Origin of the sequence: Novosphingobium kaempferiae, from assembly GCF_021227995.1 — a bacterium.
GTDB classification, from domain to species: domain Bacteria; phylum Pseudomonadota; class Alphaproteobacteria; order Sphingomonadales; family Sphingomonadaceae; genus Novosphingobium; species Novosphingobium kaempferiae.
Genome location: NZ_CP089301.1, coordinates 66,487 through 92,400, shown reverse-complemented (window position 1 = coordinate 92,400; position 25,914 = coordinate 66,487). Strand labels below are relative to the sequence as shown.

Annotated in this window: 26 protein-coding genes and 1 tRNA gene; 15 read left to right on the top strand and 12 right to left on the bottom strand. The window is 66.6% G+C overall.

The genetic code is table 11. The features are described 5' to 3' along the window. Positions 1-30: 30 nt before the first annotated feature. Positions 31-966, bottom strand: coding sequence for an isopenicillin N synthase family dioxygenase (locus LO787_RS00455; RefSeq protein ID WP_232493933.1), 936 nt, complete (start codon positions 964-966; stop codon positions 31-33). 99 nt (positions 967-1,065) lie between these two features. On the opposite strand from LO787_RS00455, the gene LO787_RS00450 reads away from it, so the two are divergent. The 3 genes from LO787_RS00450 (at position 1,066) to LO787_RS00440 (ending at position 2,166) form a co-directional block, all read left to right on the top strand. Next, positions 1,066-1,473, top strand: a complete 408-nt coding sequence (locus tag LO787_RS00450) for an EVE domain-containing protein (RefSeq protein ID WP_232493932.1) — start codon at positions 1,066-1,068, stop codon at positions 1,471-1,473. 121 nt (positions 1,474-1,594) lie between these two features. Continuing rightward, the gene (locus tag LO787_RS00445) at positions 1,595-1,777 is read left to right on the top strand and encodes a CsbD family protein (protein ID WP_232493931.1); all 183 of its coding nucleotides are present in this window, start codon (positions 1,595-1,597) and stop codon (positions 1,775-1,777) included. A 173-nt stretch (positions 1,778-1,950) separates the two neighbouring features. Then, complete coding sequence (locus LO787_RS00440) at positions 1,951-2,166, top strand: hypothetical protein (protein ID WP_232493930.1); 216 nt, start codon at positions 1,951-1,953, stop codon at positions 2,164-2,166. Between the two features lie 100 nt (positions 2,167-2,266). Here the strand turns inward: LO787_RS00440 and LO787_RS00435 are convergent, their stop codons facing one another. After that, entirely contained in the window at positions 2,267-3,580 is a 1,314-nt protein-coding gene (locus LO787_RS00435) for an MFS transporter (RefSeq protein WP_232493929.1), read from the bottom strand. Positions 3,581-3,703: 123 nt separating this feature from the next. Here LO787_RS00435 and pgsA point away from each other — a divergent pair, with 123 nt between their 5' ends. After that, positions 3,704-4,297, top strand: coding sequence for a CDP-diacylglycerol--glycerol-3-phosphate 3-phosphatidyltransferase (gene pgsA / locus LO787_RS00430; protein WP_232493928.1), 594 nt, complete (start codon positions 3,704-3,706; stop codon positions 4,295-4,297). Positions 4,298-4,305: 8 nt separating this feature from the next. On the opposite strand, the gene LO787_RS00425 is transcribed toward pgsA, so the two are convergent. From LO787_RS00425 to LO787_RS00415, 3 genes are all read right to left on the bottom strand, one after another. Next, complete coding sequence (locus tag LO787_RS00425; protein ID WP_232493927.1) at positions 4,306-5,202, bottom strand: hydrogen peroxide-inducible genes activator; 897 nt, start codon at positions 5,200-5,202, stop codon at positions 4,306-4,308. Between the two features lie 123 nt (positions 5,203-5,325). Continuing rightward, a complete protein-coding gene (gene rnd / locus LO787_RS00420) occupies positions 5,326-6,531 on the bottom strand; it encodes a ribonuclease D (RefSeq protein ID WP_232493926.1) in 1,206 nt (401 codons plus the stop codon). Between the two features lie 65 nt (positions 6,532-6,596). Next, positions 6,597-6,914, bottom strand: coding sequence for a hypothetical protein (locus LO787_RS00415; RefSeq protein WP_232493925.1), 318 nt, complete (start codon positions 6,912-6,914; stop codon positions 6,597-6,599). 202 nt (positions 6,915-7,116) lie between these two features. Between LO787_RS00415 and aspS the strand changes: the two genes are divergently transcribed. Further along, the gene (gene aspS, locus LO787_RS00410) at positions 7,117-8,946 is read left to right on the top strand and encodes an aspartate--tRNA ligase (protein ID WP_232493924.1); all 1,830 of its coding nucleotides are present in this window, start codon (positions 7,117-7,119) and stop codon (positions 8,944-8,946) included. Between the two features lie 12 nt (positions 8,947-8,958). On the opposite strand, the gene LO787_RS00405 is transcribed toward aspS, so the two are convergent. Next, on the bottom strand, positions 8,959-9,930 hold the full coding sequence (locus tag LO787_RS00405) for a TRADD-N-associated membrane domain-containing protein (protein WP_232493923.1): 972 nt from the start codon (positions 9,928-9,930) through the stop codon (positions 8,959-8,961). A gap of 286 nt (positions 9,931-10,216) precedes the next feature. Here LO787_RS00405 and LO787_RS00400 point away from each other — a divergent pair, with 286 nt between their 5' ends. The 3 genes from LO787_RS00400 (at position 10,217) to mltG (ending at position 12,847) form a co-directional block, all read left to right on the top strand. After that, positions 10,217-10,453 carry an acyl carrier protein gene (locus LO787_RS00400; protein ID WP_007679564.1) on the top strand — a complete coding sequence of 79 codons (237 nt, stop codon included), beginning with the start codon at positions 10,217-10,219 and terminating at the stop codon, positions 10,451-10,453. Between the two features lie 149 nt (positions 10,454-10,602). Beyond that, complete coding sequence (gene fabF / locus LO787_RS00395) at positions 10,603-11,862, top strand: beta-ketoacyl-ACP synthase II (protein WP_232493922.1); 1,260 nt, start codon at positions 10,603-10,605, stop codon at positions 11,860-11,862. Positions 11,863-11,872: 10 nt separating this feature from the next. Then, positions 11,873-12,847, top strand: coding sequence for an endolytic transglycosylase MltG (mltG, locus tag LO787_RS00390; RefSeq protein ID WP_232493921.1), 975 nt, complete (start codon positions 11,873-11,875; stop codon positions 12,845-12,847). Position 12,848: 1 nt separating this feature from the next. Here the strand turns inward: mltG and LO787_RS00385 are convergent, their stop codons facing one another. Further along, entirely contained in the window at positions 12,849-13,259 is a 411-nt protein-coding gene (locus LO787_RS00385) for a sugar transporter (protein WP_232493920.1), read from the bottom strand. A gap of 99 nt (positions 13,260-13,358) precedes the next feature. Between LO787_RS00385 and LO787_RS00380 the strand changes: the two genes are divergently transcribed. Together LO787_RS00380 and LO787_RS00375 are read left to right on the top strand one after the other, a co-directional pair. After that, the gene (locus LO787_RS00380) at positions 13,359-13,922 is read left to right on the top strand and encodes a 2'-5' RNA ligase family protein (protein ID WP_232493919.1); all 564 of its coding nucleotides are present in this window, start codon (positions 13,359-13,361) and stop codon (positions 13,920-13,922) included. A 101-nt stretch (positions 13,923-14,023) separates the two neighbouring features. Further along, a tRNA-Met gene (locus LO787_RS00375) sits at positions 14,024-14,100 on the top strand. 30 nt (positions 14,101-14,130) lie between these two features. Here the strand turns inward: LO787_RS00375 and malQ are convergent. After that, on the bottom strand, positions 14,131-16,116 hold the full coding sequence (gene malQ / locus LO787_RS00370; RefSeq protein WP_232493918.1) for a 4-alpha-glucanotransferase: 1,986 nt from the start codon (positions 16,114-16,116) through the stop codon (positions 14,131-14,133). A gap of 150 nt (positions 16,117-16,266) precedes the next feature. On the opposite strand from malQ, the gene LO787_RS00365 reads away from it, so the two are divergent. Then, positions 16,267-17,133 carry an alpha/beta fold hydrolase gene (locus LO787_RS00365; protein ID WP_232493917.1) on the top strand — a complete coding sequence of 289 codons (867 nt, stop codon included), beginning with the start codon at positions 16,267-16,269 and terminating at the stop codon, positions 17,131-17,133. Here LO787_RS00365 and LO787_RS00360 read toward each other — a convergent pair. Beyond that, positions 17,120-18,337, bottom strand: a complete 1,218-nt coding sequence (locus tag LO787_RS00360; RefSeq protein WP_232493916.1) for a glycosyltransferase family 87 protein — start codon at positions 18,335-18,337, stop codon at positions 17,120-17,122. The two genes, LO787_RS00365 and LO787_RS00360, sit on opposite strands and share 14 nt — an antisense overlap. 320 nt (positions 18,338-18,657) lie before the next feature. Here LO787_RS00360 and LO787_RS00355 point away from each other — a divergent pair, with 320 nt between their 5' ends. Beyond that, a complete protein-coding gene (locus tag LO787_RS00355; protein ID WP_232493915.1) occupies positions 18,658-19,494 on the top strand; it encodes an arylamine N-acetyltransferase family protein in 837 nt (278 codons plus the stop codon). Between the two features lie 77 nt (positions 19,495-19,571). Beyond that, positions 19,572-20,033 (top strand): VOC family protein, encoded by a 462-nt coding sequence (locus LO787_RS00350; RefSeq protein WP_232493914.1) that lies wholly within the window; start codon positions 19,572-19,574, stop codon positions 20,031-20,033. A gap of 3 nt (positions 20,034-20,036) precedes the next feature. Here LO787_RS00350 and moaB read toward each other — a convergent pair whose 3' ends face one another. From moaB to LO787_RS00335, 3 genes are all read right to left on the bottom strand, one after another. After that, positions 20,037-20,564, bottom strand: a complete 528-nt coding sequence (gene moaB / locus LO787_RS00345) for a molybdenum cofactor biosynthesis protein B (protein ID WP_232493913.1) — start codon at positions 20,562-20,564, stop codon at positions 20,037-20,039. Beyond that, on the bottom strand, positions 20,548-22,281 hold the full coding sequence (locus LO787_RS00340; RefSeq protein ID WP_420847781.1) for a lytic transglycosylase domain-containing protein: 1,734 nt from the start codon (positions 22,279-22,281) through the stop codon (positions 20,548-20,550). Before LO787_RS00340 ends, moaB begins: the two co-directional genes overlap by 17 nt. Positions 22,282-22,394: 113 nt before the next feature. Then, a complete protein-coding gene (locus tag LO787_RS00335; protein ID WP_232493912.1) occupies positions 22,395-23,213 on the bottom strand; it encodes a uracil-DNA glycosylase family protein in 819 nt (272 codons plus the stop codon). Positions 23,214-23,237: 24 nt separating this feature from the next. On the opposite strand from LO787_RS00335, the gene LO787_RS00330 reads away from it, so the two are divergent. Beyond that, positions 23,238-24,887 carry an electron transfer flavoprotein-ubiquinone oxidoreductase gene (locus tag LO787_RS00330; protein ID WP_232493911.1) on the top strand — a complete coding sequence of 550 codons (1,650 nt, stop codon included), beginning with the start codon at positions 23,238-23,240 and terminating at the stop codon, positions 24,885-24,887. 175 nt (positions 24,888-25,062) lie between these two features. Then, positions 25,063-25,884, top strand: coding sequence for a 4-(cytidine 5'-diphospho)-2-C-methyl-D-erythritol kinase (locus LO787_RS00325; protein ID WP_232493910.1), 822 nt, complete (start codon positions 25,063-25,065; stop codon positions 25,882-25,884). The last annotated feature ends 30 nt before the right edge of the window (positions 25,885-25,914 follow it).

Here is a 25,914-nt window from a genome sequence, read left to right as displayed (position 1 = left end):
CTGGGCATTACAGAGTTTTAACAGGGTAGTTTACATCTTGAGCCCGATCTCGCGCAGACGTTCCTGCAGGTAGTCGTCCGCCGTGATCGAAACGGGGTAGCGGTCCGGGTTCTCGTCGCTGACGCACTGGGCGAGAGTCTCGAACCGGAAGTCGCTGCGCAGGTGCAGGAAGAACGGCATCGAATAGCGGCTGTGCCCGGCGCGCGCGCCCTCCGGGTTGCGGACGCGGTGCGTGGTCGAGGGCAGGACGTGGTTGGTCAGGCGCTGCAGCATGTCGCCGATGTTGACGACCACCGCGCCCTCGGGCGGGGCGACCGACAGCCAGCGGCCGTCCTTGCTCAGCAGTTCGAGGCCCGCTTCCTGCGCGCCGAGCAGCAGGGTGATGAGGTTGATGTCCTCATGCGCACCCGCGCGGATCGCGCCGCCTGCTTCCGCGCTGACCGGCGGATAGTGCAGCAGGCGCATGACCGAGTTGCCATCCTCGATCGCCGGATCGAACCAGTTGGCGTCAAGGCCGAGGTCCACCGCGATGGCGGAGAGCACCTTGGCGCCCGCTTCATCGAACTGGGCATAGAGTTCGCGGAAGGTTTCCTCGAAGCCCTCGACCTCGGTCGGCCAGATGTTCGGCGGCATTGACGCGGCGAGCGGCGAATCGGCAGGCACGTCGCGGCCGACGTGCCAGAATTCCTTCAGATCCTTCTCGGTCGCGCCCTTGGCCACTTCGGTACGGAACGGCGTGTAGCCGCGCGCGCCGCCCTGGCCGGGGATGAAGTACTTCTGCTTGGTCTCGACGGGAAGGGCGAAGAACTCGGCGGTCTTGGCCCAGGCCTGCTCGATCAGCGACAGGTCGATGCCGTGGTCGCGGATCATCGCGAAGCCGAAGGTGCGGAAGCTTTCGCCGATGCGCGCGGGAAGGTCGGCGCGGTCGGCCTCGAGGCTGAGGACGGGGATTTCTGCGAGGTCCATGGTAGTGCAATCCGTAACGAGTCGGTATGCCGCCCCTTTAGAGCCCTCGACGGAAACAGTCTAATCGGGCTCGCCGGTCTGAACGGAAAGGCGCGTGCAATGGCATACTGGCTGATGAAATCCGAACCCGACGCCTACGGCTGGGACGACCTCGTCAGCGAGGGTGAAGGCACCTGGGACGGCGTGCGCAACCACCGCGCCGCCAACAACCTGCGCGCCATGGAGGTGGGGGACGAGGCGTTCTTCTATCACTCCAACATCGGCAAGGAGATTGTCGGCATCGCCACGATCAGCAAGGCCGGGATCACCGACCCGAGCGACCCGGAAGGCAAGTGGGCCGCAGTCAAGCTGAAGCCGGTACGCAAGCTGAAGCGGTCGGTAACGCTGAAAGAGATCAAGGCCGATCCGAAGCTGGCGGACATGGAACTGGTGAAGTTCTCACGCCTCTCGGTGGCGGTCGTGACGCCCGAGGAATGGGACTACATCCTCACGCTGGCCGGGGGCTGAGCCGTCCGTCGCTGCTGCGGCACGGATCGGCGCAGCGGCGGGCAACGCGGGCAAGGTCTTGGTGTTCTCCTTTCGTGACCGACGGCGAGCCGTTTCGCCGCGAAAACCAAGGAGATACGCCATGGGTGAACTCAAGGACACCGTGAAGGGCCTCGCCAACGAAGTCGCCGGCAACGCCAAGCAGGCAGCCGGCCACGTGCGCAACGACCCGGCCCAGAAGGCCGAAGGCAAGGCGCAGGAGAAGAAGGGCGAGCTTCAGCAGGGCATCGGCAAGATCAAGGGCGCTCTCGGCGACCGGGTCTGATCCCAGCTTCCTTCGGGAAAATCGGATAAGGGCTGCCTTCGGGCGGCCCTTTTTCTTTGGGTTTCCGACTCTTGTCCGGACTTGAGTGCAGCGAACCGTCCCGTTTCGGGAAGGCTGCGTAACGCGCTTTGCCGAATGGTAAACAAATCGTTAATGCGTCGGTTATGCGAAGCATGACACGTCGCGCACTCGTCCTCACGCAGGAATCCGCCGGGCACTGGTTCCGCCGCTCGCTGCCGCCTCACGTCTTTGCCATGCCGGTCGATGACGGCGAGGCGGAGGAGAACGCGGAGGCTGCGCGCAAGTGGCGTCTCAGCGGCGGCGACTGGCGTGGCTTTATCGGCGCTTACTGCGCCAGCTTCGTGGCGATCACGCTGTTCATCGCCTAATCCCTCAAATCGTCATTGCGAGCGTAGCGAAGCAATCCAAGCGTTAAACTACGCTGCTGGATTGCTTCGCTACGCTCGCAATGACGATTGTGGATGCGGGTCAGCCCGCCTTCGGGCACTTCTCGGCGCAGAACAGCAGGTAGCCGAGCCACGCTGCAGCGACGCAGCACAGCGAGACCACCAGAAGCTGCTGCGCGACAGCGACGCCCATCAGCGTCATCCCGCCAGTCGCCACCGATCCAAGCACCATCGCGCCCGAATTGACGATATTGTTCGCGGCGATGGTGCGCGCGGTCTGGGACTTGTCCACGAAGGTCGTGAGGAAGGCGTAGAGCGGCACCACGAACATGCCGCCGCAGATGGCGATGCCGAGCAGCGTCAGCATCAGCGGGATCGCCAGCGGCTGCACGACGAACACGCCGACGTCCATCAGTTCGTCGCCCCCGGTATGCGGCGGCCAGACGCGGCAGACCTGCTGGAAGGCGATGAGGAACGCGCCCATGCCGATCACCGAGATCGGCGACCAGCGGGCGGAGACGGTGCCCTTGAGCAGCGCGTTGATCGCCATCGAACCGATGGCGACGCCGACCGAGAAGATCACCAGGAACAGGCTGGCCACTTCCTTGCTCGCCATCAGCATGTTCTTGGCGAGCGGCGGGAACTGCACGAACAGCACGGTGCCGATGGCCCAGAAGAAGCTGATCGCGCAGATCGCGAGGAACACCCGGCGGTCCTTCATGGTCGTGCGCACGAGGCGGACGGAAGCGCGGATGACGTGGTAGTCCAGCGGTTCGATCTTGCCGAGCGGCGGGGCCGAGGGCACCTGACGCCCGGCGTACCAGCCGATGCAGGCGACCACGATCACGCCGATCGCGGCAGCATCGACGCTGATCCAGCCCGCGACGATGGTGCCTGCCAGAACGGCGATGTAGGTGCCGGCCTCGACCAGTCCGGTGCCGGAAAGAACTTCGCCGTCCTTGAGGTGCTGCGGCAGGATCGCGTACTTGATCGGCCCGAAGAAGGTCGAATGCACGCCCATCGCGAAGAGCGCGAGGAGCATGAGCGGGATCGCCACGCTGTCGAGCGCCTGCCCCTGCCATGCGAGCGCGAGACCCGCGCCGCCGACGAGCATGATGGCGATCTCGCAGGCCTTGATGATGCGGATCAGCCGCGCCTTGTCGCGCATGTCGGCAAGCTGCCCGGCCAGCGCCGAGAGCAGGAAGAACGGGATGATGAAGATCGCCGAGGCCAGCGCGCTGAACCGCGCCTCCTGCGCCTCCGAGTGATAGACCTCGTAGACGACGAAAAGCACCATCGCGTTCTTGAACAGGTTGTCGTTGAACGCCCCCAGCAGCTGCGTGATGAAGAGGGGGAGGAAACGTCGTGCCCGGATGAGTTGGGTCGTCGTGGTCATGATCTGAGGTATGCCGCCGGCCTTGCTCTCTGGTCGCGGCGACACTTAATGGCATGAGGCGAGGGCACAAGCCCCGTTGACCACTTTATTCCCTTGGCGATTGCGCGCTATGGCATTCAAATCATGCTGACCCTGCCGAACATCCTGACCCTGTCCCGCATCGTCACCCTGCCGCTGCTGGGCTTCCTGCTATGGTGGCCCCGCTGGGAGCTGGGCTACGGGCTCGCCTTCGGGCTCTACTGCCTGATGGGCATCACCGATTACTTCGACGGCTACCTTGCCCGCTCCAGCGGCACGGTGTCGAAGCTCGGCGTGTTCCTCGATCCCATCGCCGACAAGATCATGGTGGCGACGGTGATCCTCGTCCTGACCGCACAAGGCATCCTGCGCGGGCCTTACGTGGGCGACATGCACGTCATCGCGGGGCTGGTGATTCTCGTGCGCGAGATCGCGGTTTCGGGCCTGCGCGAGTTTCTCGGCGGGTTGCAGGTCTCCGTCCCGGTCAGCCGCCTCGCCAAGTGGAAGACGACGTTCCAGCTCATCTCGCTCGGCGCGCTGATCCTTGGCGTGGCGATGCCGTGGTGGAATCTCGATCTCGGCGCCATCGTGGTCAATGTGCCGCATACGGTGGGCCTGACGACGCTGTGGGCGGCGGCGGCGCTGACGCTCATCACCGGGTGGGACTACCTGCGCGTCGGCCTCAAGCACATGGACTGAGGGCGGCCTCAGCCCGCCCGCAATTCGTCCGCCAGCATCCGGAATTCGTCCGCGCGGGGCGAGTTCTTGCGCCACACCAGCGCGATCTCGCGATTCGCGTTGGGGGAGAGCAGAGGCCGCGCGACGACGTTGGTGCCGTTGAGGATACCCGCGTCGAGCGCCATTTCCGGCAGCATCGTCAGGCCGAGGCCATTGTCGACCATCTGCACCAGTGTGTGCAGCGACGTCCCGATCATCGTCGCACTGGCGCGCAGTTCGGGGCGGTTGCAGGCCGCGAGGGCGTGGTCCTTGAGACAGTGCCCGTCTTCCAGCAGTAGCAGGCGGTGCTCGTCGATGACGTCGGGGCCGACTTCGGCGGGCGGGTTGCGCGGGTCGTCGGCGGGGAAGGCGACGAAGAAGGCGTCGAGCTCGATCGTCTCCTTCTCCACCTCGCCGGTGGCGTAGGGCAGGGCCAGCAGTACGCAGTCCGCGCGGCCATGGTGCAGCGATTCCATCGCCTGCTGGCTCGGCTCCTCGCGCAGGAACAGCTTGAGGTTGGGCCGTTCGCGGCGCAGGCGCGGCAGCATCCGGGGAAGCAGGAACGGCGCGATCGTCGGGATCACGCTCATGCGCACTTCGCCCGAGAGCGGCTTGCCGCTGGACTGGATGAGGTCGGAGAGTTCCTCCGTCTCGCGCAGGATGCGGTGTGCCTTGGCAACCACCGAATTGCCGAGCGGAGTAAAGCGCACCGCGCGCTTGGTCCGCTCGACCAGCGTGACGCCGAGCAGCGTCTCCAGATCGCGCAGGCCCGCGGACAATGTCGATTGCGAGACGAAACAGGCATCCGCGGCGCGGCCGAAATGGCCATGCTCGTGAAGCGAGACGAGATACTGAAGCTGCTTCAGCGTCGGCTGGTAGACCGTCATGTGGCGGCTATCGCACGACTATCGAGCTTCGCCAAGTGTGCGGTTGTGCACTGCGGCAGGTGGGATCGGCCCTCAAGGATCGTCATTGCGAACGCAGCGAAGCAATCCAGCGGCGCGGGGCGATCAGTCCTCGCTAGCCTCGACCGCAGCGTCTTCCGCCACGTCCTCGACCCGCGTCATCTTGAGCTTGCCGTTCTCCACCGCGAAGGCGAGCTTGCCTTCGACGAGGTCGAGCGCATCGTGGCCGAACACGTCGTAGCGCCAGCCCTGCAGCATCGCGAGGTTCTTGCGAACGCCCGCCGCCAGCATTTCCAGCTCATCGCTGCGGGCAAGGAGGCGCGCGGCGGCGTCGATTTCGCGCGCGCGGATCTTGAGCAGGAGCTTGAGCAGGTCAGCCACCAGCGCGCCTTCCTTGCCGAGCGGTGCTCCGCGCGGGGCGCGGGGCGGCAGCTCGTCGTCGGTCAGCGGTTCGGCCTTGGCGATGGCCGTCATCAGGCGGCGGCCGATCTCGTTGTCCTTCCAGCCCTGCGACAGACCGCGCACCTTGGCGAGATCGGCCTGGCTCTTGGGCGGATGGCTGGCGATGTCGGCCAGCGTCTCGTCGCGGGCGATGCGGCCGCGCGGGATGTTCTTGCCCTGCGCCTCAAGCTCGCGCCACTCGGCGATGGCGCGCAGACGGCCCAGCACCTGAGGATTGCGACCGGGCGCCTTGATGCGGTGCCAGGCTTCCTTGGGATCGTTCCGGTAGTTCTCCGGATCGGCCAGCTTCTCCATCTCCTGGTCCAGCCAGGCGCCGCGCCCCGTCTTGATGAGGCGCTTGAGGATCTTGGGGAAGATCTTGGAGAGATAGGTGACGTCGCCGATGGCATATTCGATCTGGCGGTCGGTCAGCGGACGGCGCGACCAGTCGGTGAAGCGCGCGCCCTTGTCGATAGTGACGCCCTGCCACGATTCGACGAGGTTCGAGTAGCCGATCTGCTCCGACTGGCTGATCGCCATCATCGCGATCTGCGTGTCGAAGATCGGGTGCGGCGTGCGGCCGGTGAAGTTGAAGATGATCTCCACGTCCTGCCCGCCCGCATGGAAGACCTTGAGGACGTCCTCGTTGTTGGTCAGCAGTTCGAGCAGGGGGGTCATGTCGAGACCGTCCGCCAGCGGGTCGATCGCGGCGGCTTCCTCCGTATTGGCGATCTGCACAAGGCACAGCTCGGGCCAATAGGTGTTCTCTCGCATGAACTCCGTGTCCACGCTCACGAAATCGGATTTCGCAAGACGTTCGCACAGGGCGGCGAGATCGTCGGTCTTCGTTATCAGCGGATGAATTTTCATTGAACGAGGGCGTTACGCCCAACAGGCGCAGGGATCAACGCCCCGTGTTACGGTTTCGTCTCATGTTATTTGCGGCGGAGTATCCGCTGGATGAGGCTGGGTTTCTCGCTGGCCTGCAGTTCGGCGATGCTTTCGGGCGTGACAAGGCGCCGACGCAGCGTCGTTCCGGTGGTGTGGAGGCCGGGCGGGGGGAGGTGTAGCCCTTCCGGATCGTGGCCCGGATCCGCCTCGGGATCGGCGAGTTCCTGCAGGTCGAGCATGGCCGCATGGTCGGACGGCGCCTCCACCGGGGCGTCGGCCCAGGCGCGATAGCGCGAGGTGTCCTCGCTTGCTTCGTCGTCAGGGTGAAGGAGCGTTTCGCCCGGCTTGCCGTCAGCAAACATGTGCGTATCCCGATTCTCGTTTTTCAGCGCCACCCTTGCGCCGGATAGACCGCAAATGGTTTATTTGGAGTTACCGGACTTTCGCTGAGTGCGAACAGGCGCGGGATGAGGGGGATTTAGCGCGAATCCCCATCTGGAAATCGCGGGCCACCTCGACTAGTGGGGCGGGCAATTATTCCATGCGATTAAAAAAGAGCCCGACATGACCCATCCCTATCGCTCCCACACCTGCGGCGCTCTTGGCGCGGCCGAGGTCGGCCAGACGGTCCGCCTCTCGGGCTGGGTCCATCGCAAGCGCGACCATGGCGGCGTCCTCTTCGTCGATCTGCGCGACCACTACGGCATCACCCAGGTCGTGACCGACAGCGACAGCCCGGCGCTGGCGATCCTCGATTCGCTGCGCGCGGAAAGCGTCGTCACCATCGAGGGCACCGTGAAGGCGCGCTCGGAAGGCACCGTGAACCCGAACCTCGCCACCGGCGAGATCGAGGTCTACGCCCGCTCTGCCACCGTGCTGGGCAAGGCCGAGGAACTGCCGATGCCGGTCGCCGGCGAGCAGGAATATCCGGAGGACATCCGCCTCAAGTACCGCTTCCTCGACCTGCGCCGCGAGACGCTGCACGCCAACATCGTCAAGCGCACGCAGATCATCCGCGACATGCGCCGTCGCATGGAAGACACCGGCTTCACCGAATATTCGACGCCGATCCTGACCGCCTCGTCGCCGGAAGGCGCACGCGACTTCCTCGTGCCGAGCCGCATCCACGCGGGCAAGTTCTACGCGCTTCCGCAGGCACCGCAGCAGTACAAACAGTTGCTGATGGTCGCGGGCTTCGACCGCTACTTCCAGATCGCACCCTGCTTCCGCGACGAAGACCCGCGCGCCGACCGCCTGCCGGGCGAGTTCTACCAACTCGACCTCGAAATGAGCTTCGTCACCCAGGAAGAAGTCTGGGAGACGATGGAGCCGGTGCTGCGCGCCACCTTCGCCGAGTTCGCGGGCGACAAGCCGGTGACCCCGGCGGGTGAGTTCCGCCGCATCCCGCACGCGCAGGCGATGCTGGACTACGGTTCGGACAAGCCGGACCTGCGCAACCCGCTGCTCATCAAGGACGTGACCGAGCACTTCGTCGAATCGGGCTTCGGCATCTTCGCGGGCATCGTCGCCAACGGCGGCACGATCCGTGCGATCCCGGCTCCGGGCGCAGGCGCGGGCAGCCGCAAGTTCTTTGACGACATGAACGTCTGGGCACGCGGCGAGGGCTATTCGGGCCTCGGCTACATCAATATCAAGGACGGCGTCCCCGGCGGCCCGATCGCCAAGAACCACGGCGAGGAAAAGACTGCCGCGCTGATCGAGGCGCTTGGCCTCGGCCCGAACGACGGCGTGTTCTTCGCCGCGGGCAAGGAAGAGCAGGCGGCGAAGCTCGCCGGTCTGGCGCGCACCCGCGTCGGCGAGCAGCTCAACCTGATCGACAAGGACCGCTTCGAGCTGTGCTGGATCGTCGACTTCCCGTTCTACGAGTGGGACGAAGACAACAAGAAGGTCGACTTCGCGCACAACCCGTTCTCGATGCCGCAGGGCGGGATGGACGCGCTGGAGAATCAGGACCCGCTGACGATCAAGGCGTTCCAGTACGACCTCGTCTGCAACGGCTATGAAATCGCCTCGGGTTCGATCCGCAACCAGTCGCCCGAACTGATGGTCAAGGCTTTCGAGATGACCGGCCTGACGCAAGCAGACGTGGAGGAGCGCTTCGGCGGCCTCTACCGCGCCTTCCAGTACGGCGCCCCGCCGCACGGCGGCATGGCCGCGGGCGTGGACCGCATTGTGATGCTGCTGTGCGGCGCGCAGAACTTGCGCGAGATCACGCTGTTCCCGATGAACCAGCGCGCCGAGGATCTCCTCATGAACGCGCCGAGCCTGGCCGAGGCGAAACAGCTTCGCGAACTCCACCTGCGCGTGGTCGAGCCGGTCAAGCAGGCCGCTCCGGCTCAGGGCAAGCTCGTCGCGCCCGACGCGGCAGGCTGACGCGAAATCGGTTCAGGGCGGCGGCATGGCCGCTGCCCCCCTGGGCACTTTCAGCTTGGGCTTTGCCAGCGCTGCGATCCGTTCACCGGTCGGCAGCGCGTGGCGTTCGGGCAGGTCCGAGATCTGGATCAGCTGCTCGATAATGGCGCGCTTCGAGGCGTCGCCGTCGGTCATGCTCGCCGCGATGCGGAAGCAGAGGATCGCGGCGTGGCTCTGCATCTGGCGTCGGTAATAGAACGTCAGCTGCGCGATGGTGCTCTGGTAGACCCAGAGGAACAGCGCCGAGATCACCTCCACGATCACCGCGCCGATCAGCACCAGCGTGCTGAATTCCTGCGGCGGACGGCTGATCCCCAGCAGCTCGACTGGCCCGATGTAGAGGCCGATCCCGGCGATCAGGATGAGGAAGCCAAGCCACATCGCGATCGCGGCGTTCAGGAAGCTGCGCCGCGTCTGCGCCAGCGACATCGCGTAATAGGCGTCGAGCTGCGCGCGGCTGTAGCGCAGCAGCGGCAGCAGTCCGGCGGCGTCGCTCTGCTCCAGCTGGCGCAGCACGTCCGCCTCGGTCTCACGCACCTCGCGGCGCGCCTGGTCGATAGACATCGTCTCCTTGGTAATCGTGGCGCTGGAGATGAAGCCGGTGACGGCGGTGGCGGCCATCCCCCACCAGATCGGCACGCATCCCAGCATCAGCGAGGCGAACAGCGCCCCGATCAGCTTTATCACCGAGCCTCCCGCCCACTCCCAGACCTGTGGGATCAGGATGAACCACGAAAGCCATAGCAGCGGCGCGGTCAGCATCCACATGACCAGAACGACCAGCCAGAAGGCGAAGATCGTCCAGCGCCAGCGGTGGGCGAGCATGGTCACGACGCGGCGTGCCCGTGACGTGCCGTCGTCCGGTTCCGGCGGGGACGCTGCGGGCGTCGTCGCTGTCGCCGGGGCTTTCGTATCCACCACTGTGTAGAGAGAAGGGTCGGTCATACCGCCCTCCGGGTTCTGCCCCCCGGTTTCATCCATCTCCGATCCTTCCGCCTGTCGCCGCGTGTGTTGTGTGTTTATAAGCGACCGCGCAAAGCCGGTTTTGGCACCGGTTTCTCACAGAAAACCACAATCGGGTGGCGAATGCACGATTTTCCGCACCCGCCGTGGACGAAACGGCCGGACAACGGGGCTCAACCGTGAGCCAAGCCCCTTGCCAGCGCGGTCCCCAGTCATTAGGGCGACTGACGAGATTCAAACCCGCATATCTTTGAAGGGGTCTATACAAATGAGCGATACCGCCGATCGGGTTAAGAAGATCGTCGTCGAACACCTGGGCGTCGAAGCCGAGAAGGTCACCGAGGACGCGAGCTTCATCGACGATCTGGGCGCTGACTCGCTCGACATCGTCGAGCTGGTCATGGCCTTCGAGGAAGAGTTCGGCGTCGAGATTCCCGACGATGCCGCCGAGAAGATCAGCACCGTCTCCGATGCCATCAAGTACATCGAAGAGAACAAGGGCTAATCCCCTCAGGGCTGAATTCGGGCCCGCATTTTCGCGTTCCGCTCTTGAGGAGTGGGGCCGGAATGCAACATCGGATTGAAATCGACAGGCTCGCCCTCTAAGGGGGCGGGCCTGTTGCCTTTTGGGCCGAAGGATTTTCGGAGAACATAATGCGTCGTGTCGTCGTCACCGGACTTGGTCTCGTCACCCCCCTGGGTGCTGACGTGGAGACCGTTTGGGCCAACATCCTCGCAAGCAAGTCGGGCGCCGGTCCGATCACCAAGTTCGATACGACCGGCCAGAAGTGCCTGATCGCCTGCGAGGTGAAGCCGGCCGACCACGAATACGGCTTCGACGCCAACAAGCGCGTCGATCACAAGATCCAGCGCCAGGTCGATCCCTTCATCGTCTTCGGCATCGACGCCGCGGGCCAGGCGCTCGAAGACGCGGGCCTCACCGACATGAGCGAGGAAGACAAGCTCATGGCCGGTTGCTCGATCGGTTCGGGCATCGGCGGCCTGCCGGGCATCGAGAGCGAATCGCTGGTGCTGGCCGAGAAGGGCCCGGGCCGCGTCAGCCCGCACTTCGTCCACGGCCGCCTCATCAACCTGATCTCGGGCCAGGTCTCGATCAAGTACGGCCTCAAGGGCCCGAACCACGCGGTCGTCACTGCCTGCTCGACCGGCGCGCACTCGATCGGCGATGCGGCACGCATGATCCGCGACGGCGACGCCGACATCATGCTGGCCGGCGGCGCCGAATCGACCGTCTGCCCCATCGGCATCGCGGGTTTCGCGCAGGCGCGCGCGCTCAACTGCAGCTACAACGACCGCCCCGAACAGGCGAGTCGCCCCTACGACAAGGACCGTGACGGCTTCGTCATGGGTGAGGGCGCCGGCGTCCTCGTGCTCGAAGAGTACGAACACGCCAAGGCGCGCGGCGCGAAGATCTACTGCGAAGTGATCGGCTACGGCCTTTCGGGCGACGCCTACCACGTCACCGCTCCGCACCCCGATGGCGACGGCGCCTACCGCTCGATGCAGATGGCGCTGAAGAAGGCGGGCATGACCCCGGCCGACATCGACTACATCAACGCCCACGGCACCTCGACCATGGCTGACACCATCGAACTGGGCGCCGTGCGCCGCCTGTTCGGCGATGCCATCGGCAATGTCTCGATGAGCTCCACCAAGTCGGCCATCGGCCACCTGCTGGGCGGCGCTGGCGCGGTCGAATCGATCTTCTGCATCCTCGCGCTGCGCGACCAGATCGTGCCGCCGACGCTCAACCTCGACAACCCGGACGAGGGTTGCGAAGGCGTCGACCTTGTGCCGCACGTCGCCCGCAAGCGCGAAGTACGCGCCGTGCTCAACAACAGCTTCGGGTTCGGCGGCACCAACGCCAGCCTGGTGATGCGCAAGATCGACTAAGGCAAAACCCATGATCTCCCGGCGCGGATGCGGCCTGGCGACCGTCGTCGCCGTTCTCTTCGTCGGGAGCCTCTGGGCGTTCTTCGGCGGCTGGTACGGCTCCGGCCCGCTCGAGGCGGAAAAGCACTTCATCGTTCCCAACGGGTCCAGCCTCGGCGACGTGGCGGACCGGCTGGAAAAGCAGGGCATCATCGGCTCTGCGACCGGCTTCAAGCTGCGCGCTCGCGTGTTCGGCGGCGGCAGCGGGATCAAGGCGGGCGAATTCGCCATACCCGCCCACGCCAGCCCCTCACGCGTGCTGGCGATCATCTCCAGCGACGAGATCATCCGCCGCTTCGTGACCGTGCCGGAGGGGATGCCCTCGATCATGGTCTACGACCGTCTCAAGGCGCAGTCCGCACTGTCCGGCGAAGTCGCGGTGCCCGAGGAAGGCTCGATCCTTCCCGACACCTACACCTTCGAGAACGGCGAGCCGCGCGAGGAAGTCGTGCGCCGGATGCAGGCGGCGATGAGCCGCACGCTGAAGGAACTGTGGGCAAACCGCGCCTCGGGCCTCGTCGTCAAGACGCCCGAGCAGGCGCTGACGCTGGCCTCGATCGTCGAGAAGGAGACCGGCAAGCCTTCGGAACGCCGCATGGTGGCGGGGCTCTATTCGAACCGCCTGCGCACCGGGATGCTGCTCCAGGCCGACCCGACGATCATCTACCCGATCACCAAGGGCAAGCGCCTTGGCCGCCGCATCCTCCAGTCGGAGATCCAGGCGGTCAACGGCTACAACACCTACACGATGGTCGGCCTGCCCAAGGGGCCAATCACCAACCCCAGCCGCGAATCGATCGCCGCAGTGCTGAACCCGGCAAAGACCGATGCGCTCTACATGGTCGCCGATGGCACCGGCGGCCACGCTTTCGCGGGCACGCTGGCCGAGCACAACCGCAATGTCGCCAAGTGGTTCGCCATCCGCCGCGAGCGCGGCGAGCTGTGATCTAGCGCAGCGTCCCATCCTTCGCCTTCGCCCGTGCGTAGAGCAGCGAGGCGAGGGCGATGGCGAAGATCACGGCGGGGAACACCGCCGTCGACCAGCCCTTGGCCGCGATCAACCCGAAGCCGAGGAACGTCCAGCCGAACTGCGCGATCACGCCGACCAGCGAGAGCGCGAAGAACACCCAGGCGATCTCGCGCCGCAGAAGCAGCAGGATCGCGCCCAGCGTGCCGCCCCACACCGCCAGGGCATATGCGCCCCAGGCCCATGCGGGCATCGAATCGAAGGCGGCGGCGGTGACGGGATCGGCCTTCGCCATTTCGTCGAGATCGGCGTTCACCTGCATGAGATAGGCGGCGTCGCCCATCAGGTTCCACAGCAGGATCACGGTCGCGATGATCCAGAATGTACGCATCGGATTCCCCCTTTGCCTATGCCCCGCCGCGAACTTTTGCTCCCGGCGAAAGGTTCTGGCAATCGGTACGAATCACGTCCCGCCGATCGAAAGCCGACGATGTCCGAATCCTCTCCCGACTGGCCATCGCAGAACTGGATCGCGACCGGGCCCCGCAAGGCGGGCGCGCCGCTGCTTGTCACCGCCGAACTCCCGTCCGATGTCCTGAACTGGACCGGTGCCTTGCGGCGCGAACACTACCCGCCCGAGCGCAACCGCCTGCGTGCGCACGTCACGCTGTTTCATGCGTTGCCGCCGTCGGTTGAGGCCGAACTGATCGAGGTGCTCGGCGATCTTGCCCGCGCCGCGCCGCCGCCTGCACGAATCGACGGGCTGATGAAGCTGGGCACCGGTACCGCGCTTGCGGTCGAAAGCCCGGCGATGGTCGAACTCCATGCCGTCATCGCCGAACGGATGCATGGTCTGCTCACGCAACAGGACGCGCAGCCGCTGCGCCTGCATGTGACGATCCAGAACAAGGTTACGTCGCAGGCGGCAAGGGCGCTTCAGTCGGAACTCGGCCCCCAGCTCCAGCCGGTCTCCTTCCGCTTCCGGGGCTTCGGCCTCTATGCTTGGGAGGACGGATTGTGGCGCCCGATCAGGCTCTTTTCTTTTCGTGGTTGAAGGTGCTTTTTCGGTGTTGACCGATGCGAACCTTCCCCCTAGAGGACGCGGCCTGCGCTGCAGTAGCGGCGCACCAGATCGAGCCCATCGGGCTTTGATGTGGCGGAGTAGCTCAGCTGGTTAGAGCAGCGGAATCATAATCCGCGTGTCGGGGGTTCGAGTCCCTCCTCCGCTACCATTTTCCCAAATTCGTAATTGAAAGCCCATGTCACCGCGCTTTGCGGGCGTCGTTCAGCGCTTCAATTCGCGCGGCTGTTTCGCTTTGCGCCAGCAGGTCCGCCAGCGGCGCGTCGAGCCGCCTGCGCCAGTTCGGGTGCTCGGTGATGGTGCCGGGCAGGTTCGGCTGCTCGCGTTCGGCAAGCAGGTCTTCCAGCGGTGCGATGGCGAGCGCGCAGGGCGTGCGGCCGATGTGGGCGAGGGCCGCCTTCACCACAGGTGCGGCATCGTCCGGCGCGGGGCGTGGGGTGCTGTCGTGGGTGAGCGTCGCCCACAGCAGCCCACGGTCCCATGCACGACGCAGGGCGGCTTCTTCAGGCGTGGTGTCGGCGGGGAGGCGGCCTAGCGCCTCCGCCCATTCGAGATCGCGACCACTCCACCAACCCGCCACGGTGGCGGTGTCGTGGGTGCCGGTCATGGCGACGGCCTGCGCGTCGTAGTCCCCCGCGCCGATGAAGCCCTGATCGGCGGCGCGCTCGAACCAGAGCACGCGCATGCCCAGCATTCCGCGCGCGGTGATGGCGGGGCCGAAGCCACCGGGCATCGTGCCGAGGTCTTCGGCGACGATCAGCGCGCCCGCACGGTGCGCCTCCAGCGCGACGAGGCGGATCAGGTCGTGGAAGGGATAGTGCAGGTAGGCCCCGGCGTTAGACGGCTGGCCTTCGGGCACGACCCATAGCCGCGCGAGGCCGAAGGCATGGTCGATACGCAGCGCGCCTGCGGTGGAGAGCGCGGCGCGGATCGTCTCGATCCATGGCGCATAGCCGCTGTGCGCAAGGCCGCGCGGGGAGAAGCCGGTGAGCATCCAGTTCTGCCCCAGCGGGCCGAGCGGATCGGGTGGCGCGCCGATGGTCAGGCCCTGCAGCAGCGTGTCGCCCATGGCCCAGGCATCCGCTCCGCCGGTGTGGACGCCCACCGCAAGGTCCGCCAGCAGGCCCACCGCCATGCCCGCAGTTCGTGCCCGGCGCTGGACTTCGGCAAGACTTGCGCGTGCGAGCCATTGGGTGAAGAGGTGGAAGTCGACCTCTGCGGCATTGTCGCGGGCGAACTCCGCCACTGCGGTGCCCTCGGGATCGTGAAAGGCGGGGGGCCATTGCTGCCAGCCTTTCGCGCCTTGCGCGCGGAAGTGGACGTCGAGGGCATCGTAGAGGGCCTGTCGACGCAGGCCTTCGCCATGGGGCGCGTTGTCTCGCGCGATGCGTTGCCGTGTCGCGGGGTCGAGATCGGCGAAGACTACGCGCAACCGTTCGAGGCGGTGGGGAAGGGCGCTTTCCCAATCGATCAGCCCGCCGCCGACATCGGAGTCCTCCGGCAATGGCGGCAGGCCAAGCAGTTCCGGATCGCCCATCGCGCTGTTGAGGTAGAGTCGGCTCGACGGCGAATAGGGGCTGAAATCGCGTCCGTAGCCTGCGAAGAGTGCATGGGCGGGATTGATCGCCACCGCCTCCGCACCGCGCGCTGCGAAGGCTTCCACGGCTTCGGCGAGTTCGGCGAAGGTTCCGAAGGCGCGTGCCTTAGTACCGCGCAGGGCCGGGATCTGGACGGCGGGCCCCCAGATACGGTCGCGGCCGAGCGAGGCCACCGTGGGGCAGGATCGGGGAGCGACCGCCAGCGTCAGGGCATGGCCGTTGACGGTGAGCGGGTAGTAGCCCGGCTCGTCGATGGCGGGCAGCGTCCAGCGCGCGGTGTCGAGCTTCTGCCGGGTGCCGTCGGGGAGGACGATTTCGCCACCCGCGAGGCTGGGCGGCAATGCAGTCTCGACGCCGACGTCAGTGACGAGCATCGCGGGAGGCGCGGCGCGTTCGGTGGCGACTTGCGCGAGGCTCGCCACTATTTCAGTCTCTGTGGCGGCAGGATAGCCCAGCGCGGCGGCGATCGTGCGCAGCGAGGCATCGCTCACGATCTGCTCGCGGCCATCGACGTCCCACCAGATGCGTTGCAGGCCGATCGCTTCGGCAAGCGCGTGCAAGTCCTGCATCCGTCCGGCGGCTCCTGTTGATCCGGGGCGAGGCTAGCGTGCCCTGCGCACGGCGGCAATCGCGTCAACCGCGCGGGCGATCGTTCCGGCATGGGGACTTGCGCGTGCCGGTCACGCGATCGACGATCACGGCAAACACGGGAGACGGACATGCCAAGGATCGACGTCGGGGGGATCGGCATCGCCTACGAACTGCTCGGGCGGGAGGGCGATCCGGTGGTGGCGCTGACGCCGGGCGGGCGCTTCACCATGGACGTGCCGGGACTGCGCGAGATGGCGGAGGGCTTCGTGCAGGCCGGACGCCGCGTGCTGATCTATGATCGACCGAACTGCGGCCTGTCCGACGCCTGCCTGCTGGGCGAGAGCGAATCGGAGATGCAGGCGGAGGCGCTGTCGGGGCTCATCCGCAGGCTCGACCTCGGGCCCACGGTGATCGCCGGCGGATCGGGCGGCAGCCGCGTCTCGATGCTGGCGGCGGCGCGCGATCCGGAGGTGTGTTCGCACCTCGCGCTGTGGTGGATATCGGGTGATCCCATCGGCCTCATGCAGCTTGCCACCTACTATTGCGGGGAAGCGGCGACGCTGGCCAGCGCGGGCGGCATGGAGGCGGTGCTCAAGGCGACGAGTTGGGCCGAGAACTTCGCCAAGAGCGGGCAGGCGCACGACTTCATCCTTGCCCAGAACCCGGACCGGTTCATCGCGGTGATGCAGAAGTGGGCGGCCGCCTACGCGCCTTCGCCGATCACGCCGGTGCCCGGCATGACCCCGCGCGACTTTGCCCGATTGACCATGCCGACGCTGGTTTTTCGCAGCGGGCGCAGTGACCTGTCGCATACGCGCGCCACTTCGGAGTGGGTGCATCGGCTGGTGCCACACTCGCTTTTCGTCGAGCCGCCGTGGGAGGATGGCGAGTGGAACTACCGCTCGGCACAGACCATGGCTGGGACGGAGGGGCACACGCTGTTCCGGTCCTGGCCGAAGCTGGTGCCGCAGATCCTCGACTTCATCGGCGGATGAATGTCCGGAACTGCGCTCGGGCGTCCCACAGGATGAAGCCCGCGAGCACCACCGCGACGAAGGCATAGCGCGCGCGGAAGGGCACGTTGAGGACGGGATAGCGTGCCAGCAGCGGCGGCAGGTCGGTCCACGCCGGGATCACCAGCGCCAGCCAGCAGGCGAGGATTACCGCAGTTCGCAGCCAATGCGGGCGTGTCAGCGTGGCGGCGAGTGCTGCAAGGATCACCGGGTAGATCAGGACGTAGTGATACCCCCAGGCGTTGGGAGCGGCCACCAGCGAGGCACAGAGCAGCAGGTTGAGGCTGTCGAGCGGGCGTGCCTCTTGCGTCGCCAGTCCGTGCGCCATGGCGGCAAGGATGCCGAGCGCCAGCAGCGCCTTCGAGGCAAGCTGGACGGCATGGGGGATGGGCACGAAGTGCTGGACCGGTTGCCCGCCGCCCGCCGCGATATGCGTCGCCATGCCCGCAAGCGAATGCGCCACGCCGGGCATCGTGTAGCCCTGCGCGTGGGGCAGCAGTTCGAGGAAGTATTGCAGGTAGAGCCCCGGCGCGGCCCAAAGCAGGCCGATCACGGCGATGGTGGCGCTCGCGATCACGGTGGCTACGGCGGCGCGCCACTTGCGCGGGGTGAGGAACAGCGCGGGGACGAGGCCGGGATAGATCTTGAGCCAGAACCCCAGCGCGATGGAGAGACCGGCGCGGCCGGGCTTGCCGCTTGCCGCGAACCACATGCCCGCGACCGCCGCGCCCATCAGCAGGATGTTCACCTGTCCCGCCGCCAGCGAAGTGCCGATCGGCGCGATGGCGAGGGCGGCGATCAGGGCGGCGCTTCCGGCAAGGCGCGGCGCGTCGATCAGCCGCAGCACCATCCACGATGCCATCGCCAGCACCGCGAGGCAGATCGCGGTATGGATCAGGAACGCGGTGTCGATGGGCAGGCGCGACAGGAGGTTGAAGTAGGCGAGCGAGGGCGGCGGATAGACGAAGCCGCTCACGAATTCGTCGTTGTGGCAGATGTCGTAAGGCGTCGTCAGGTTCGCCGCGCCGCACATGTAAGTGCGGAAATCGAGCGTCAGCGCGGCCTTGCCGACACCCTCGCGCCAGACCGCGAGGAATTCCATGACGTGATGCACGATCAGCAATGAGCCCAGCGCCATCAGGCCGAGTGGTAGCCAGCGGGCGGGTCTTGCCCCGGTCTCGTTCACGTCGTTCCCCCTTGTGATGCGGAAAGGGCGATATCCTGCCGGTGGTTACGTCGAAGTGAAGACGGGGCGGGGAAGGCGTGGCTGGCGGTTGCGCACAGGTGGTCCACCGTTGATCCTCAGGTCATGCGCAGCTTATCCCTGAGTTATCCACAGGCTTGGGCGCGATAGGCACTGCGTTTGCTCGTGTCCAACCCAACCCATAACCCCGTCGCCCCTGCCTTCGCAGGGCCGGCGGGGATGTTGGAGTGACGGTAAGTTCGGACTGCACTCCCGTTCGCAATACCGGTTCAATCCGCAACCGCAGCGCTATAGGGGGAGGCATGGACATCGACCGCTACCTCGCCCGCATCGGCCTTGCGTCTCGCCCCAGCATGGACGCCGAGGGCATGGCAGCCCTGCAATCAGCGCACAGGCTTGCGATCGGGTTCGAGAACCTCGACGTCATGCTCGGCCGCCCGATCCGCATCGACGGCGCGAGCGTGTTCGAGAAGCTCGTGTCGCAGGGGCGCGGCGGGTATTGCTTCGAACAGAACCGCCTCTTCGCCGATGCGCTGGCGGCGCTCGGCGTCCCGAGCCGTCCGCTACTCGCACGGGTGCGGCTTGGGTTGTCGGAGGACGCCAAGCCGCCGCGCACGCATGTCTGCCTGCTGGCCGAGGTCGAGGGCCGGGCGTGGCTTGCCGATGCGGGCTTCGGGGGCAGCAACCTCGCCCCGCTGCCGCTGGAAGACGGGGCCGAGGCGCGCACGTCCGATGACGCGCGGCATAGGCTGCGTCGTGTCGGAGAACGCGGAGAACCGGGCGGCGAGTGGCTGCTGGAGCGCGCAGGGCCGGTCTCCGCCACCGATGGCCGCGCCGCCGCGCATGGCGACTGGCAGGCGCAATACACCTTCGACCTCTCCGATGTCGTGCCGGACGATCTGGAGCAGGCCAACTACTGGACCTCGACGCGGCCGGGCACGCGCTTCACCACGCTTCATGTGTCGAGTATCCCGCTCGCCAACGGTTTCGCCTCGATGGTGGACCGCGACCTGACCGTGCATGGCCCGGATGGGACCGAACGCCGCGAGATTGCGGATGCGACCGAATATGCGCGGACCTTGCGCGAGGTGTTCCGGATCGACCTTCCCGATGCGGAGCACCTGCCGCTGTTTCGCTGACGGGCAGGGCAGGGTTTTCCGACCCGTTTAACGCCTGTACAATCTGCCCCGCGCCGGTTGATGGACGGAGGCAGGTCATGCGGCATGTCGCATTCGCTTTGCTGTTGGTGGCGGCACCGGCGATGGCTCGGGTGGACAGCGCTCCGGGGCCGTTGGCGCGGGCCGATCATGTCGCGATCCACGTCAGCGATGCCGCGGTGAGCGCGGCGTTCTACCGTCAGGCGTTCAGGATGACGGACTTGCCGACGAAGCTGCCGAACGGGCGCTGGCTCGACATGGGCAACGGCCTGACGCTCCACATCATCGGCGGGCGAGGCACGGCGCCGCCGCCCGACCGCTTCGTCCACCTCGCGCTGCGCACGGACGATCTGGCGGCGAGCACCGCCTGGTTCGATGCCAACGGAATTGCGTGGTGCGATTTCACCGGCAAGCCGCGCAGCATCCAGACGCGCTTCGACGGCGTGCGGCAGATCTTCGTGCAGGATCCCGATGGTTACTGGGTCGAACTCAGCGACGCGCGGGGCACGCCGCATGACTGAGCGTCATACTTCGAGCAAACGCGGCATCAGTTCCACGAAGTTGCAGGGCCGGTTGCGGCTATCGAGCTGCTCCGCAAGAATGCCGTCCCAGCCGTCCTTCACCGCGCCGTTGGAGCCGGGCAGGGCGAAGAGGTACGTCCCGCGCGCCACCACCGCCATGGCGCGGCTCTGCACCGTCGAGGTGCCGATGGTCTTGTAGCTGAGCCAGCGGAAAAGCTCGCCGAAGCCGGGAATCTCGCGCCCGCCGAGACGGCCGAGCGCTTCGGGCGTCACGTCGCGCCCGGTAAGCCCGGTGCCGCCGGTCGAGACCACGGCGTCGACCTCGGGATCGTCGATCCACTGGTTGAGCAGGTCCGCGATCCTGCCTGCGTCGTCACGCTCGATGGCGCGGCGCACGAGGGTGTGGCCCGCATCCGTGATGCGCTGGGCGAGGATGTCGCCCGAGGTGTCGTTCTCGGCAGTGCGGGTGTCGGAAACGGTCAGCAGTGCGATATTGATGGGCTTGAATGTACGCTCAGGGTCGATTGCCACGCACGATCGCTCCGTTGGATGCCATGCGAACGCCCTGCGATCCCGAAAGGCCCGGGAAGGTCGGCCACAGGCCCTGCACCAGTTCCATGCGGCTCTCCGAAGGGCCGCCTGCCTGACGCTCGTACATCCAGTAATTGCGCATCACAATGTTCACGTAGCCGCGCGTCTCCCAATAAGGGAGCGATTCGATCCACAGCAGCGGGTCGCCCTGGCAGTTCACCTCGGTGTTCCAGCGGCGCACCGGCAGCGGACCGGCGTTGTAGGCGGCCATGACCTTGGGCAGCAGGCCCTGCGTGCCCGGATCGTTCTTGAGCGTTTCCAGATGGCGCTGGCCGAAGGCGAGGTTCACCTCCGGCTTGTTGAGGTCCGAGGCGTTGCCGGTGTAGCCGAGCGAACCGGCATGATCCTGCGCGGCGGCGGGCATGATCTGCATCAGGCCGCGCGCCCCTGCCGGACTGACGGCCCCGGCGCGGAACACCGATTCCTGCAGCGTGTGCGCGTAGACGAGTGCGGGATCTACCTTCCAGCCGCCGACCGGGGTCCACTTGGGCGTGGGGAAGCGCGTCGCGGGCTCAGGCTTGCCGCCATAGGGCGCGTTGTAGGCCATCCACAGCTGGGTGCCGGGCAGGCCGAGATCGCGGGCGAGGCGGGTCAGCGGCGCGTACTGTGAGGCATCGCCGATGCGCGCCTGATGGCGCAGCACTTCGTCGGCGAGGCCGTCCTTGCCGATCTCCGCCAGTTCCACGGCGGCGCGCACGTTGGGGCTGGCGCGAAGCTGCTGCCAGTCGGCCTGCGTGAAGTCGGCGGCGGCGTGCTGCTCGGGCATCTTGAGGCCGAGCTGTTCGGCGGCGAGCATGCCGTAGAGCGTCTCGTCGCGCGCGGCGGCAAGGCGCAGCGCGGCGCCCGCCTGCTCGGGCTTGCGGCAGCGGACGAGCGAGCGGCTTTTCCAGTAATGCCCGGCGGCGGTCAGTTCTGCGTTCTCGGACGAACCGGCGGCCTTGCCGAAGGCATCGGCCGCACCTTCGCAGTCGCCAAGGCGCCACGCGGCGAGCCCGGCAGTCCACCAGGCTTCGCCGACCCACGGGCCCTGACCCAGCGCGGCGATCTGCGCCATCTGGTAGGCCTGCGCGTCCTGGTTCTCGATGTAGAAGCTCCACGCCACCTTCTGCCGCCATTCGGCCTGGGTAGAGGGGCTGAGGCTGGCGTCGATCCCGTCGAGCAGCAGGCGCGCGCCCATGGGGTCGTCGTTCTTGATGCGATCGTTGATGCCGTTGGCGATCCCGGCGGGCATCGTGCCGTCGTCGATCGAGGAGGGGCGCACGCGCTTGGCGATAGTGGGCAGGCGGGCGAAGCTCTGTTCGCTCGGCAGCGAGGGGATGCTGGTGGCGCCGCGCTTCATGGCGAGGCGGCTGATCTGGTCGGCACCCGGCAGTTCGGTGCCCTGCGAGAGCCAGGTCTGGAGTTCGTTCAGCTCGATCTTGGGCGAACCGGAAGCGAGGTAGTATTCGGCGCGGGCCTGCTGGTGGAGGGGGCCGTCGGGACGGTCGGCCAGCATCTTCTGGACCGTCGACCAGTCCTTCGCGTCGATCGCGTCGAACACGGCCTTGTAGTAGGTGCGGTCATCCTGGCTGAGCAGCGAGGGGACGGCGGTGCGGTCGGCGCGGGTGCGGAAGTAGTCCACCGCGGCGCTGTTGGCGAAGGCCGGTGCCGCCGACACGGATGCGGCGATGCACGCACCCGTCAACAGCCCGGTCCTGAGGATTCGTTTCAAGTCTTGGTCCCCGCAATCCTGTGCGTCCCCCGCCTTGTTCCGGCCGGAGGACGCGGCCTTTAGGCCGTCGTCCAGTCCAGCCAGGCTTTCCAGAGCACCGGCTTGGCTCGCGGTTGCGCGAGCAAGGCAGGCAGCGCCCAGGCGGCGAGCAGGGGTATCGAGCCACCTTCATGATCGAAAGTTCTTAACATGGCAGGACGATGCGGCGATTCGTGGCCGATTAGCGGTAGGACGTTTCCACCAAGGATCAGGAGCCGCTTCGGGCCCACCAGACGCACGTGATGCGCCAGAACCTGCCCGATTCCGCGCTCGCCCATGGCAGCCCAGTTCACGCCCGGCGTGTGCCTCGGCAGGGCGCTGGCAAGGTAAACGTCCTCGCGGCTGGTGCCGAAGGCGGACAGCATGGCGTCAAGCAGACTGCCATGGATTCCTGACAGCAGTATTTCGCCGTCCTCGGCCTCCGGTTCCTCCACCACGATCATGAGTTCCGCGCCCGCCTTGCCCTGCGGCGCGACGCGCGCAGCGGGACCGCCTTCGCAGAGCAGCGGCTCCGCCAGCCACCACGGCGCGAACGCCGCGAGATCGGCGGGCAATGAAGCGGGATCGAGCTTCGCCGGGAGCGGCGCGGCGTCCGGGTCGGGTTTTGGCTCCGGGCGGCGGCGTTCCATCGGCGCGCCGCGCTCGGGTTCGGGTGGCGCGAGCCACTCCACCGGCTCGTCGAGAAAGTCGCAATCGACCCCGGCGTCCCGCCACCAGTCGAGCGCACCTGTGATATCGTCCAGAAATTCAGGATTTGGCCGCTGATCCATCGCGCGGGTCTTGACCTGCCGCGCGGGAGCAATCAAGGCATTCGTGAATTTAATCGCACGACTAATCACAAAAAGAATTCTTACGGGGCTCCCATGATCGAACGCGAAGAGATGCCTTACGACGTCGTTGTCGTCGGTGGTGGCCCTGCGGGCCTGGCGACGGCGATCCGGCTCAAGCAGGTCGACCCTGAGCTTCAGGTCTGCGTGCTGGAGAAGGGCTCGGAGATCGGCGCGCACATCCTTTCGGGCGCGACGATCGACCCCAAGGCGCTCGACGAACTGCTGCCGACCTGGCGCGAGGACGGCTGCCCGCTGGCGGAAACGCCCGTCACCGACAACTGGCACTGGCACCTGACCAAGAAGGGCAAGTTCTCCCTTCCGCACATCATCCAGCCGCCCTTCATGTCGAACAAGGGCAACTACACCGGATCGCTGGGCAACCTGTGCCGCTGGCTGGCCGAGCAGGCCGACGCGCTGGAGATCGAAATCTTCCCCGGCTTCCCGGCGGCAGAGATCCTCTATGACGACGCGGGCGCCGTGATCGGCGTGCAGACCGGCGACATGGGCGTCGACCGCGAGGGCAACCCCAAGGGCGACTTCCAGCCGGGCATGAACCTGCTCGGCAAGTACACCGTGTTCTGCGAAGGCGCGCGCGGCCACCTGACCAAGCGGCTCAAGGCGAAGTACGACCTCGAGGCGAACAGCCAGCCGCAGATCTACGGCATCGGCATCAAGGAACTGTGGGACATCCCGGCGGACAAGCACGTCCCCGGCCGCGTGATCCACACGCAGGGCTGGCCGATGAGCGAGAACGACGCCTGGGGCGGCGGCTTCCTCTACCATCAGGCGAACAACCAGGTGGCGCTGGGCTTCGTGACGGCGCTCGATTACAAGAACCCGTACATCTACCCGTTCGAGGAATTCCAGCGCTGGAAGCAGCACCCGGAAATCCGCGCCATCCTCGAAGGCGGCAAGCGCGTGGCCTACGGCGCGCGCGCGATCAACGAGGGCGGCTGGCAGTCGGTGCCGCAGCTGGCGTTCCCCGGCGGCGTGCTGGCGGGCTGCTCGGCGGGCTTCGTCAACGTGCCGCGCATCAAGGGCACCCACACCGCGATGAAGAGCGGCATGCTCGCCGCCGAATCCATCGCTGCCGCCATCAAGGCGGGTCGTGAGCAGGACACGCTGTCCGAATACGACACTGCCGTGCGCGAAAGCTGGATCGCCAAGGAACTGAAGCTCGTCCAGAACGCCGAGCCGATGGTGGCGAAGTGGGGCGGCGAACTGGGCACCATCCTTGCCGGTGCCGACATGTGGCTGCGCACGCTGTTCGGCTTCGGCCTCGCCAAGCCGATGAAGCATCACACCGATGCGAGCGAGACGCAGCGGGCGGACCTCTACAAGCCGATCGCCTATCCCAAGCCGGACGGCGTCATCAGCTTCGATCGCCTGACGAGCGTCTCCTACTCCTTCACCAACCATGAGGAGGACCAGCCGGTCCACCTCAAGCTGAAGGATCCCTCGATCCCGACTGCGGTGAACCTGCCGGTCTATGCGGGTCCGGAGGCGCGGTACTGCCCGGCGGGCGTCTACGAGTTCGTCGATCCCGACGGTTCCGGTCCCAAGCTGCAGATCAACGCGCAGAACTGCGTCCACTGCAAGACCTGCGACATCAAGGATCCCACGCAGAACATCGAATGGGTCACGCCCGAAGGCGGCGGCGGCCCGAACTACCCGAACATGTGACCCCCATTCCTCCCCGAGCTTGCTCGGGGAGGGGGACCGCCGCGAAGCGGTGGTGGAGGGGGAGAGTTCATCCATTCCCCCCTCCGTCAGCGACTGCGTCGCTGCCACCTCCCCGAGACAAGCTCGGGGAGGAATGGGATTGCCTCGTTTATTGCACCGCGCCATGGGTGCGGCGATGCTGACCGAAACCGCCCACGCCAAGATCAACCTCGCGCTCCACGTCCGCCGCCGTCGTGAGGACGGGTATCACGAGCTTGAGACCCTGTTCGCCTTCGTGGACGACGGCGATCGTCTCACCGCCGCGCCTGCCGATACGGATCACCTGACCACCCACGGCGAGTTCGCCGGAAAGATCGAAGACCCCTTCGGCAATATTGTCGCCAAGGCGCTGTCGGCCCTGCCGCATGGACCCGGCTGGGCGGTGGACCTCGAAAAGCGCCTCCCCGTGGCAGCCGGCCTCGGCGGTGGTTCGGCGGATGCGGGGGCGGTGTTCCGCATGGTCGAACGCGCCCACGGCCTGCCCGACGACTGGCGGGCGCGCGCCGCCAGGCTGGGCGCGGACGTGCCCGCCTGCGTCCTCTCCACCACCTGCATCGGCACCGGCACCGGCACCGACCTCGAACCCGTCGAGAGCGACCTCACCGGCACCCCGGTCCTGCTGGTCAACCCGCGCGAGGCGGTGCCGACCGGGCCGGTGTTCAAGGCCTGGGATGGGATCGACCGTGGCGCGATGCCGGGCTTCGGGCCGACCGGCTCCGTGCGCCGGATCGCCCTCGAAGGCCGCAACGACCTTGAGGCTCCGGCCATCGCGATCTGCCCCACCGTGGCCGATGTGCTTGCCGCGCTGCGGACCACGGACCCGTTCCTCGCCCGCATGTCCGGATCGGGCGCGACGTGCTTCGCGCTCTATGAAAGTGAGGCGCAATTGCACCTTGCGGCGGAAAAGCTGGCGCGCGAGCGTCCTGACTGGTGGCAAATGGCGGGCAGGTTGCGTTAAGCTGCACCACGGTATCACCGCGAGGCCGGA

What these genes read in the sequence shown, in the direction of transcription:
- LO787_RS00325 (WP_232493910.1), top strand. Translation starts at nt 25,063, where the DNA reads ATGCTGACCGAAACCGCCCACGCCAAGATCAACCTCGCGCTCCACGTC.
- aspS (WP_232493924.1), top strand. Translation starts at nt 7,117, where the DNA reads ATGACCCATCCCTATCGCTCCCACACCTGCGGCGCTCTTGGCGCGGCC.
- malQ (WP_232493918.1), bottom strand. Translation starts at nt 16,116, where the DNA reads ATGCAGGACTTGCACGCGCTTGCCGAAGCGATCGGCCTGCAACGCATC.
- LO787_RS00400 (WP_007679564.1), top strand. Translation starts at nt 10,217, where the DNA reads ATGAGCGATACCGCCGATCGGGTTAAGAAGATCGTCGTCGAACACCTG.
- LO787_RS00365 (WP_232493917.1), top strand. Translation starts at nt 16,267, where the DNA reads ATGCCAAGGATCGACGTCGGGGGGATCGGCATCGCCTACGAACTGCTC.
- LO787_RS00330 (WP_232493911.1), top strand. Translation starts at nt 23,238, where the DNA reads ATGATCGAACGCGAAGAGATGCCTTACGACGTCGTTGTCGTCGGTGGT.
- LO787_RS00450 (WP_232493932.1), top strand. Translation starts at nt 1,066, where the DNA reads ATGGCATACTGGCTGATGAAATCCGAACCCGACGCCTACGGCTGGGAC.
- LO787_RS00455 (WP_232493933.1), bottom strand. Translation starts at nt 966, where the DNA reads ATGGACCTCGCAGAAATCCCCGTCCTCAGCCTCGAGGCCGACCGCGCC.
- LO787_RS00445 (WP_232493931.1), top strand. Translation starts at nt 1,595, where the DNA reads ATGGGTGAACTCAAGGACACCGTGAAGGGCCTCGCCAACGAAGTCGCC.
- fabF (WP_232493922.1), top strand. Translation starts at nt 10,603, where the DNA reads ATGCGTCGTGTCGTCGTCACCGGACTTGGTCTCGTCACCCCCCTGGGT.
- pgsA (WP_232493928.1), top strand. Translation starts at nt 3,704, where the DNA reads ATGCTGACCCTGCCGAACATCCTGACCCTGTCCCGCATCGTCACCCTG.
- LO787_RS00415 (WP_232493925.1), bottom strand. Translation starts at nt 6,914, where the DNA reads ATGTTTGCTGACGGCAAGCCGGGCGAAACGCTCCTTCACCCTGACGAC.
- LO787_RS00425 (WP_232493927.1), bottom strand. Translation starts at nt 5,202, where the DNA reads ATGACGGTCTACCAGCCGACGCTGAAGCAGCTTCAGTATCTCGTCTCG.
- LO787_RS00355 (WP_232493915.1), top strand. Translation starts at nt 18,658, where the DNA reads ATGGACATCGACCGCTACCTCGCCCGCATCGGCCTTGCGTCTCGCCCC.
- LO787_RS00440 (WP_232493930.1), top strand. Translation starts at nt 1,951, where the DNA reads ATGACACGTCGCGCACTCGTCCTCACGCAGGAATCCGCCGGGCACTGG.
- LO787_RS00405 (WP_232493923.1), bottom strand. Translation starts at nt 9,930, where the DNA reads ATGACCGACCCTTCTCTCTACACAGTGGTGGATACGAAAGCCCCGGCG.
- LO787_RS00350 (WP_232493914.1), top strand. Translation starts at nt 19,572, where the DNA reads ATGCGGCATGTCGCATTCGCTTTGCTGTTGGTGGCGGCACCGGCGATG.
- LO787_RS00435 (WP_232493929.1), bottom strand. Translation starts at nt 3,580, where the DNA reads ATGACCACGACGACCCAACTCATCCGGGCACGACGTTTCCTCCCCCTC.
- LO787_RS00385 (WP_232493920.1), bottom strand. Translation starts at nt 13,259, where the DNA reads ATGCGTACATTCTGGATCATCGCGACCGTGATCCTGCTGTGGAACCTG.
- rnd (WP_232493926.1), bottom strand. Translation starts at nt 6,531, where the DNA reads ATGAAAATTCATCCGCTGATAACGAAGACCGACGATCTCGCCGCCCTG.
- LO787_RS00380 (WP_232493919.1), top strand. Translation starts at nt 13,359, where the DNA reads ATGTCCGAATCCTCTCCCGACTGGCCATCGCAGAACTGGATCGCGACC.
- mltG (WP_232493921.1), top strand. Translation starts at nt 11,873, where the DNA reads ATGATCTCCCGGCGCGGATGCGGCCTGGCGACCGTCGTCGCCGTTCTC.